The following is a 9,030-nucleotide window of genomic DNA, read 5'->3' on the forward strand; positions in this document are numbered from 1 at the left end:
GAGCTCGGCGGCCGCCGCCTCGGCCGCGGAGCGGAGGGCCTCGGTGAGGCCGGGATCGAAGATGCTCATCCGGTCGCCGACCCGCACGATCACGCCGTCGCCCTGCGGGGCGTCGGCGAGGGCCTTGGAGCACTCGAGCGACAGGATCGACGCGCCCACCGGCACGGTGCCGAGGCGGATGGCAGCGAGGGCGCCGAGGAAGCCGACCTCCTCGGCCCGGGTGAAAAGGCCCCACACCGAGACGCCCTCGGGCGCCTGGCGCGCCACCTCGTCGAGGGTGACGAGCGCGGCGGCGGCGCCCATGAGGTCGTCGCAGACCCGGCCCACGATGCGGCCGTCGTCGAGGGACCAACCTGGGAACCCCCACATGGCGAAGCCGTCGGTGCCCGCCTCGCCATCGACAACGCGGGCGGTGCCACCGGTGAGGCGACCGGCGCGCTCGTCGGCGGTCACGAGCTCGGCGACGCCGACGGGCTCGACCTGGCCACGGCGGAAGAGGTGGAGCGGCGAGCCCTCGTGGGCGTGGGCCGCCATCAGGCCACCGTGGAAGGTCAGCGACGCCGTCCCGTCGGCCACGCCGTCGACGGCGAAGCCGGGGTGGTCGAGGTGGGCCACGAGCACCAGCGGCCGACTGGTGTCGGCGCCCGGTCCGTCGTAGCGCACGACGACGTTGCCCGCCGCGTCGAGCGAGCGGCTCAGGCGCGGGCGGTCGTCGGCGAAGCCCATCACGTGGTCGATGGGGAGGTCCTCCATGAACGGCGCGGTGGGCAGCGACAGCAGCCCCTCGGCGATGGCCAGCGGTCGTTCGGGATCCACGGCCACCGACGCTAGTCAGGCTCGGCTTCGGGGCCCACGCCCCGGGGCCCGGGCCCGTAGCGTCGGTAGAGGATGGCGTTGACCTCGCCGCCGAGGAGGAGGCCGATGCCGAGCAGGTACAACCAGAACAGCACACTGAGGGCACCACCGAGAACCCCGAACACCTGGTTTCCCTCGGCGGCGAGCTCCAGGTAGAGGCGGAAGCCCAGCGAGACGAGCAACCAGGCGACGGCGGCCACGAGCGCCCCCGGAAGGTCCCAGCGGAATGGGGTCCGCTTGTTGGGCGCCACGTGGAAGACCACCGTCGCCCAGATCACGAGCATGGCGAAGGCCACCGGCGGCCGCACGACGTCCCAGAAGACCGCGAAGAATCCGCCGAGGCCGATCGCGTCGGCCACCTTCTCGCCCCCGCCGAAGAGGGGGCCGAGGATGAGCATGAGGAGGACGGCCGCTGCCATGACCACGGTCCCGATGGACAGGCCGATGGCGTGGGCGCGGATGTTGACCCACGAGCGCCGCTCCTCGAGGTCGTAGACCACGTCGAGGGCCCGGATGACCCCGGCGAAGCCGCGCGACATGGCGTAGACCGTCAACAGGAGCCCGAAGGTGAGCAGACCCGGTCGCTGCTCGATGAACAGCGCCTCCACCGCCCCGATGGTGTCGTCGGCCTCGGCGGTGAGGATCCGGCCGAGGGCCTCGACCACCGCCTCCCTCGCGCGCTCGGCGGTGGCGGAGCCCACGAACCGCTCGAGGGAGCCGAGGGCGGCGGCGGTGGCGAGCAGGGTGGGGAAGAGGCTGAGGATCGCGAAGAAGGCGATCTCGGCGGCGAGGCCGGTGATGCGGTCCTCACGCCAGCACGTCATCAGCTCCTTGCCGAGGTCGAGGGCCTCCTCCCGTCGGGTGCGGGGCCCGTCAGTCGAGGGAGCGCTCATCGGGTCGAGCCTGGCACAGGCAGCGGGCGAGGGCGGCAGGTGCGAGCGTGGCGCGCGGCCGCGGTGGGCACGGTGGCCCCATGCGCCTCGGCCGAAACCTGGAGGTGCGCCCCCTCGGCGGCGGCGCCGGCTGCCTCGGCATGATCCTCGTCTCGATCGTCGCCTCGGTGGTGCTGACGATCGTGCTCAACGTGGTGCTGCGCGCCCTGTAGCTCGTCGCCGGCTGGTGCCCGGGTTCTCGATCCGGGCGGCGGGGTACACGGCCGAGGTGATCACCCTCGGCATCGTCCTGCTCCTCCTTGGCATCCTCCTCGGCATCGGGATCCTCACCACGCTCGGGGTCATCCTCCTCGTCGTCGGCGTGATCCTCATGGTCCTCGGCTCCCTCGACCGGGCCGTGGGCGGACGCCGCCACTACTGGTAGACGCCCCCGACTGCGGCGGGCCCGGCTCCGGCCGGTCGCCCGCCGCATCGTCGCGCCTGGCCCCGTGTCGAGGGGTCTGGGGGGCTCGGTCGTCCGGATCTGTTGGACGTACACTGAGGTACCGACGGCCCGCGCAGCCGCTCCCGGGGACGTAGCTCAGTTGGCAGAGCACCTGCTTTGCAAGCAGGGGGTCGTGGGTTCGATTCCCATCGTCTCCACCAGAAATGTCCTGGTCAGCACGGCTTACGCGGGACGGCCCTGCGATGCCAGCAGCCGGAGGGCATCCTCGCCCTCGGGGTCGAGGAGCGATACGGCGGCGGACACCAGCCGACCGGGTCCGGTGACGGCCCCCAGGCTCATCGCCCCCGGGGTGCGGGGCGTGGGCAGGGTGGTGGTGAGGAGCACGATGCCCAGGTCGGGGCGGGTCTGACCCAGCACCGCCGCGGTGCCGAGCGCCCGCCAGAGCTCGTCGCTGCGGGCCAGGCCCGACCGGCTCGTGGTGAAGCCGCCGGTGAGGTCGAATGCCCACTCGCCCCCGGTGGCGTCGCGAGCGGTGAAGGCGACCTGCACCCCGGTGCGCGGGATCCGGACCCCGACCCGGATGTCGACGAAGCCGCTGCGCCCGAGCAGGAGCTCCGCCACCTCGCGCGCCTGACGTCCCTCCGCCACGGCATCGCCCAGCTCGTCGCCGGTCGCGGCAGGTGTGGCCCCGGCCGTGATGCGGACCGGTCCGACAGACGAGGCGGCCTCGGTTGCCACGCGGCGCTCGGCAAGGGCCACGTAGGCCGGGTCGGTGTCGTAGCCCACGTAGCGCCGGTCGGTCCGCACGGCGGCCACAGCAGTGGTGCCGGCTCCCATGAACGGGTCGAGGACCACGTCGTCGGCGTAGGTGTAGAGCTCGATCAGGCGCTGCGGGAGCTCGACGGGGAACGGCGCCGGGTGCCCGACCCTGGTGGCGCTCTCTGGCGCCAGCTCCCACAGGTCGGTGGTGGCCTCGAGGAACTCGTCGCGGGTGACGGTGGTCGTGGAGGGCAGGCCCTGCTCGGCGCGCGCCGTGGCCTTGAGGGCTCGGTCGAATCGACCCTTGCTGGCGATCACGATGCGCTCGGTGACGTCGCGGAGCACGGGGTTGCCCGGCCGCTGGAACGTCCCCCACGCGCAGGAGCCACCGGCCGCCCGACCCTTCCACCACACCACCTCCCCCCGGAGCAGCAGGCCGAGGTCGGTGAGGATCTCGGTCACGTCCCCGGCGAGCGACCGGTACGGCCGCCGTCCGAGGTTGGCCACGTTGACGGCGATCCGCCCACCGGGCTCGAGGACGCGCCGGCACTCGGCGAACACGTCGGAGAGCATGGCGAGGTACTCGAAGTAGGTGGCGGGGACCCCGTCCTCACCGAGGCTCTCCTCGTACTCCTTGCCGGCGAAGTACGGCGGTGAGGTCACGACCAGGGCGATGGAGCCGTCCTCCACGTGGCGCATGTCGCGGGCATCGCCCACATGGATGGTGTCGAGCGTCGAGGAGCGCGCCACGGTGGCGTCGTCCGAGACGTCGGGGGCGACGAAGCGCTCGTAGAAGGCGGAGGCGTCGTGGCTCTCCCGTCTCGACGACCCGAACCGGGCGGTCGAGGTGGGTCGACGGCGGCGGCCGGGCCCGGCAGGAGGCTCCGTCGTCACAGCGCGGACCGTAGCGCGCGCCGGCCCGTCGACGGTGCCGAGACCCCCGTCCCGAACCCGTGTGGGTGGGCCGGCGACCTCGGGTACGATCGAGTGGCTGCTTTCGTAGATCCGAGGAGACGCGCGTGCCCGGGACCGTCGTGGTCGGGACACAGTGGGGTGACGAGGGCAAGGGCAAGCTCACCGACATCCTCGCCGGCGAGATGGACATGGTCGTTCGCTACCAGGGCGGCCACAACGCCGGGCACACCATCGTGGTGGGGGAGCAGAGCTTCGCCGTGCGCCTGGTGCCGAGCGGCATCCTCCACCCTGGCACCGTCAACGTCATCGGCAACGGGGTGGTCGTCGACCCGAAGATCCTCTTTGGCGAGATCGACGCCCTTGAGGCCCGCGGGATCGACACGTCGAACCTCGTGGTCAGCGGCAACGCCCACCTGATCTTGCCGTACCACCAGGAGCTCGACGTGGTCTTCGAGCGCCACCTTGGCAAGAACAAGCTGGGCACGACCAAGGGGGGCATCGGCCCCGCCTACGCCGACAAGGCCCTGCGGGTGGGCCTTCGGGTCCAGGACCTCCTCGACCACAAGATCTTCCGCCAGAAGCTCGAGGTGGTGCTCAAGGAGAAGAACGCGGTGCTGGCCAAGGTCTTCAACCGCCTGGGCCCCACCGCCGAGGCCATCTGCGAGGTGTACCTCGACGAGATCGGCCCCCGCCTGGCGCCGCGCATCGTCGACTCGGTCCACCTGATCCACACCGCCCTCGAGGAGGGCAAGGAGGTCATGTTCGAGGGAGCGCAGGCCACCTTCCTCGACCTCGACCACGGCACCTATCCGTACGTGACCTCGTCGAACCCGATCGCGGGCGGCGCGTGCGCGGGCGCGGGTGTGGGACCTCGCCACCTCGACCGCATCATCGGCATCACCAAGGCCTACCTCACCAGGGTGGGGTCGGGCCCGTTTCCCACCGAGCTCTTCGACGACGTCGGCGACGGCCTGGTCGACCGGGGTCACGAGTACGGGGTCAACACCAAGCGCCGCCGCCGCCCTGGTTGGTTCGACGCGGTGATGTTGCGCCAGGCCGTCCGCCTCAACAGCCTCACCGAGATCTTCCTGACCAAGCTCGACATCCTCGACGCCCTGCCCACCATCAAGGTGTGCGTGGCCTACGAGATCGACGGCCAGCGGGTGGAGCACATGCCGTACCACCAGTCCGAGCTCCACCGGGCCGTCCCCGTCTACGAGGAGCTGCCGGGCTGGCAGGAGGACTGCTCGCAGGCTCGCACGCTCGACGACCTGCCGGCCAAGGCCTGCGACTACGTGCTGTTCCTGGCCGAGCAGGGCGGGGTCCCGGTCAGCTACGTCGGGGTGGGTCCCGAGCGCCTCCAGACCGTCCACGTGGCATGAAGGTCCTCGTCGTCGGGGCCGGGGGGCGGGAGCACACGCTGGCGTCGGTGCTCGCCCGTACCGCCGACGACGTGGTCGTGTGCCCGGGCAACGCCGGCATCCCCGGCTCGACCGGCCCGGGGGTCGACCCCGTCGACATCCCCGCTGATCTGGTGGTGATCGGCCCCGATGCGGAGGTGGTGGCCGGACTGGCCGACCGCGTGCGGGCCCGGGGTCGCGCCGTCTTCGCGCCGGGAGCGGAGGGCGGCCGGATCGAGGGTTCCAAGCAGTGGATGAAGGAGCTCCTGGTGGAGGCCGGGGTCCCCACCGCTCGCTACGGGTCCTTCACCGACCCCGACGAGGCCATCGCCTTCCTCGACACCCTCGGCGACCTCTTCGTGGTCAAGACCGACGGGCTGGCCGCAGGCAAGGGGGTCCTCGTCACCACCGACCGGTCAGAGGCGGTCGACGACGTGCGCGCCAAGCTTGCCGGCGAGGCCTTCGGCGACGCCGGACGGCGGGTCGTGATCGAGGAGGGCCTCCTTGGTCCCGAGCTGTCGGTGCTGGCGGTCTGCGACGGGCGCGACGCCGTGGCCCTCGCCCCCTCCCAGGACCACAAGCGCGTCGGCGACGGCGATACCGGGCCCAACACCGGTGGCATGGGGGCCTACTCCCCGGTGCCGGGGGTGGGGGACGACGTAGTCGGCGAGGTGATGGACACTGCCGTCCTGCCCACGCTGCGCGCCCTCCGGACGCGAGGGATCGACTACCGGGGCGTGCTCTACGGCGGCCTCATGCTCACCCCCGACGGCCTCAAGGTCATCGAGTACAACGCCCGCTTCGGCGACCCGGAGGCCCAGGTGGTGCTGCCGCGGATGACCTCCGACCTGACCGCCCTCCTCGCCGGAGCGGCCGCGGGTCGGCTCCCCTCGGAGCCCCCCACCTTTGCTGCCGAGGCGGCCGTGACGCTGGCCTGCTGCGTCGAGGGCTACCCCGGCACCGCCCGTACCGGTGACCGCATCGACGGCCTGGCCGAGGCGCTCGCCGTGGAGGGTGTCGAGCTGTTCTTCGCCGGGGTCACTGCCGTGGAGGACGAGCCGGGGGCCCTGCTGACCGGCGGTGGGAGGGTGCTCCACGTCACCGCTCTCGGACCGGACCTGGCCGCTGCCCGCCAACGGGCCTACGAGGCCGCCTCGAGGATCTCCTGGCCGGGGATGTTCTACCGGAGCGACATCGCCGCTGTCACCGTGGCCGACCAGCTCGGCGCCCGCGGATGAAGGCCGACGTGCCCAACGTGCTCGCCGCCCGCTACGCCAGCGAGCCCATGGCCGAGCTCTGGTCGCCTCGGCACAAGGTGGTGCTCGAGCGCCGGTTCTGGCTGGCAGTGATGGAGGCCCAGCGCGACCTCGGTGTCGACGTGCCCGACGGGGTGGTGGAGGCGTACCGCGCCGTGGTCGACGACGTCGACCTCGAGTCGATCGAGGCGAGGGAGCGGGTCACCCGCCACGATGTGAAGGCCCGCATCGAGGAGTTCAGCGCCCTCGCCGGCCACGAGCACGCCCACAAGGGCATGACCAGCCGAGACCTCACCGAGAACGTCGAGCAGCTGCAGGTGCGCCTCGCCCTCGAGCTCGTGCGCGACCGCATGGTGGCGGCCCTGGCTCGGCTTGCGGCGCTGGCGGCCGAGCACGCCGAGGTCGTCATGGCGGGACGCAGCCACAACGTCGCCGCTCAGGCCACGACCCTCGGCAAGCGCTTTGCCAGTGCCGGCGATGAGCTCCTCCAGGCGCACCACCGCGTCGACGACCTCCTCGCCCGCTACCCCCTCCGCGGTCTCAAGGGCCCGGTCGGCACCCAGGTCGACCAGCTCGACCTCCTCGGCGGTGACCTCGACCGCCTCGACCGCCTCGAGCGGGCCGTGGCCGCCAGCCTCGGCTTCGAGGCCACGCTCACCAGCGTCGGGCAGGTGTACCCCCGGTCGCTCGACCTCGACGTGGTCGCCGCTCTCGTCCAGGCGGCGGCGGGCCCGTCGAGCCTGTGCACCACCATCCGCCTGATGGCCGGCCAAGAGCTGGCCACCGAGGGCTTCCTCCCCGGTCAGGTGGGCTCCTCGGCCATGCCCCACAAGATGAACGCCCGGTCCTGCGAGCGGGTCAACGGCCTCACCCAGGTGCTCGGCGGCCACCTGTCGATGGTCGCCGCCCTCGCCGGCGGGCAGTGGAACGAGGGTGACGTCAGCGACTCCGTGGTGCGTCGCGTCGCCCTTCCCGACGCCTTCTTCGCTGCCGACGGGCTGTTCCTGACCTTCCTCACCGTCCTCGACGGCTTCGGCGCCTACCCGGTCGTGATCGAGCGCGAGCTGCGCCGGTACCTGCCCTTTCTGGCCACCACGAAGGTCCTCATGGCCGCCGTGCAGCGGGGGGTGGGGCGCGAGCAGGCCCACGCCGCCGTCAAGGAGCACGCCGTGGCGGTGGCCCTCGCCATGCGTGAGGGCGGCGACGACGACCTGATCGCCCGCCTGGCGGCTGACGACCGACTGCCGCTGTCGGCGGTCGACCTCGACGACCTCCTCGGTGAGCCCCTCACGTTCGCGGGCGCCGCCCCCCGGCAGGTGGCCGCCTTCGTCGCCGCCGCGGAGGAGGTCGCCGCCGCTCACCCCGAGGCCGCCGCCTACGTCCCCGACCCCATCCTCTGAGCCCCGACGGAGCAACCGTGCCCTCACCCGACCTCGGCCTGCCTCACCTCGCCTCGGGGAAGGTCCGCGACATCTTCGAGCTCGACGGCGAGCGACTGCTCCTCGTCGCCTCCGACCGGATCAGCGCGTTCGACGTGGTGATGGCCGAACCCATCCCCGACAAGGGCCGGGTCCTCACCGCCATGGCGGCGTTCTGGTTCGAGCACCTCGCCGGTGTGGCACCCCACCACCTCCTCTCCACCGACCTTGACGCCCTCCCCGAGCACGCGCGCCAGCCCGGGCTCGCCGGGCGGATCATGGTGTGCCGCCGGGCCGACATGCTCCCCATCGAGTGCATCGTGCGGGGTCACCTGTCGGGGTCGGCCTGGAAGGAGTACCGGGCTGCCGGCACCGTGCACGGCGAGCGGCTGCCCTCGGGCCTGCAGGAGTCCGACCGCCTCCCCGAGCTGATCTTCACCCCCTCCACCAAGGGCGAGGTGGGCGACCACGACGTCAACATCTCCTTCGAGGACGCCGTCGGCATGATCGGCGTCGACCTGGCCGGCCGGGCCCGGGACCTCTCCCTCGAGGTGTTCCGTCGGGGCAGTGAGCTGGCTGCCGACCGGGGCATCGTCATCGCCGACACCAAGCTGGAGCTGGGCCTGGTCGACGGCGAGCTGATCGTCGCCGACGAGATCCTCACCCCGGACTCGTCTCGCTTCTGGCCCGCCGACGCGGTGGTGCCGGGCCGCACTCCGCCGTCGTTCGACAAGCAGCCGCTGCGCGACCACCTCGAAGCCCTCGACTGGGACAAGACCCCGCCCCCGCCGCCGCTGCCGGAGGAGGTGGTCGCCGCCACCCGCGCCCGCTACGTGGAGGCCTACGAGCGCATCACCGGCCGCTCCCTCACCGACTGGCCCGAGGCTCTTCGCTAAGCGGCGTTGGCGGCTCTCTTGTTGGCGGCTGACAGGAGGGAGCGGAGGAGGGGGGCGCCGTCGGCCGAGCCGAGCAGGGCGTCGCAGGCTCGTTCGGGGTGGGGCATGAGGCCCACCACGTTGCGCCCGGCGTTGCAGATCCCGGCGATGTCGTCGACCGACCCGTTGGGGTTGTCGACGTAGCGCAGCACGA

The 9,030-nt window shown here is 72.3% G+C and carries 10 protein-coding genes and 1 tRNA gene; 7 read left to right on the forward strand and 4 right to left on the reverse strand.

The window, feature by feature from the left end; translation table 11 throughout:
* Together VMN58_10105 and VMN58_10110 are read right to left on the reverse strand one after the other, a co-directional pair.
* On the reverse strand, positions 1 to 816 hold an 816-nt coding region (locus VMN58_10105), incomplete at its 3' end, for a hypothetical protein (protein HUF33546.1).
* Between the two features lie 11 nt (positions 817 to 827).
* A complete protein-coding gene (locus VMN58_10110; protein ID HUF33547.1) occupies positions 828 to 1,748 on the reverse strand; it encodes a YihY/virulence factor BrkB family protein in 921 nt (306 codons plus the stop codon).
* Positions 1,749 to 1,828: 80 nt separating this feature from the next.
* Here VMN58_10110 and VMN58_10115 point away from each other — a divergent pair, with 80 nt between their 5' ends.
* From VMN58_10115 to VMN58_10125, 3 genes are all read left to right on the forward strand, one after another.
* Positions 1,829 to 1,960, forward strand: a complete 132-nt coding sequence (locus VMN58_10115; protein HUF33548.1) for a hypothetical protein — start codon at positions 1,829 to 1,831, stop codon at positions 1,958 to 1,960.
* Positions 1,961 to 1,974: 14 nt separating this feature from the next.
* Complete coding sequence (locus tag VMN58_10120) at positions 1,975 to 2,172, forward strand: DUF6131 family protein (protein HUF33549.1); 198 nt, start codon at positions 1,975 to 1,977, stop codon at positions 2,170 to 2,172.
* A gap of 145 nt (positions 2,173 to 2,317) precedes the next feature.
* Positions 2,318 to 2,393 (forward strand) — tRNA-Ala (locus VMN58_10125).
* A gap of 22 nt (positions 2,394 to 2,415) precedes the next feature.
* On the opposite strand, the gene VMN58_10130 is transcribed toward VMN58_10125, so the two are convergent.
* Positions 2,416 to 3,846, reverse strand: a complete 1,431-nt coding sequence (locus VMN58_10130) for a site-specific DNA-methyltransferase (GenBank protein HUF33550.1) — start codon at positions 3,844 to 3,846, stop codon at positions 2,416 to 2,418.
* A 125-nt stretch (positions 3,847 to 3,971) separates the two neighbouring features.
* On the opposite strand from VMN58_10130, the gene VMN58_10135 reads away from it, so the two are divergent.
* The 4 genes from VMN58_10135 to VMN58_10150 are packed head-to-tail and all read left to right on the forward strand — an operon-like array spanning position 3,972 to position 8,837.
* Positions 3,972 to 5,249 (forward strand): adenylosuccinate synthase, encoded by a 1,278-nt coding sequence (locus tag VMN58_10135; protein HUF33551.1) that lies wholly within the window; start codon positions 3,972 to 3,974, stop codon positions 5,247 to 5,249.
* Positions 5,246 to 6,505 carry a phosphoribosylamine--glycine ligase gene (purD, locus tag VMN58_10140; GenBank protein ID HUF33552.1) on the forward strand — a complete coding sequence of 420 codons (1,260 nt, stop codon included), beginning with the start codon at positions 5,246 to 5,248 and terminating at the stop codon, positions 6,503 to 6,505. Before VMN58_10135 ends, purD begins: the two co-directional genes overlap by 4 nt.
* Positions 6,502 to 7,923, forward strand: a complete 1,422-nt coding sequence (purB, locus tag VMN58_10145) for an adenylosuccinate lyase (GenBank protein HUF33553.1) — start codon at positions 6,502 to 6,504, stop codon at positions 7,921 to 7,923. Before purD ends, purB begins: the two co-directional genes overlap by 4 nt.
* 17 nt (positions 7,924 to 7,940) lie before the next feature.
* Entirely contained in the window at positions 7,941 to 8,837 is an 897-nt protein-coding gene (locus tag VMN58_10150; GenBank protein ID HUF33554.1) for a phosphoribosylaminoimidazolesuccinocarboxamide synthase, read from the forward strand.
* On the opposite strand, the gene VMN58_10155 is transcribed toward VMN58_10150, so the two are convergent.
* Positions 8,834 to 9,030: phosphoribosylformylglycinamidine synthase subunit PurQ (locus tag VMN58_10155; protein HUF33555.1), on the reverse strand; the 197-nt coding region annotated here is incomplete at its 5' end. The two genes, VMN58_10150 and VMN58_10155, sit on opposite strands and share 4 nt — an antisense overlap.

The sequence above is a fragment of the Acidimicrobiales bacterium genome (genome assembly GCA_035512495.1).
GTDB lineage: Bacteria > Actinomycetota > Acidimicrobiia > Acidimicrobiales > CADCSY01 > DATKDW01.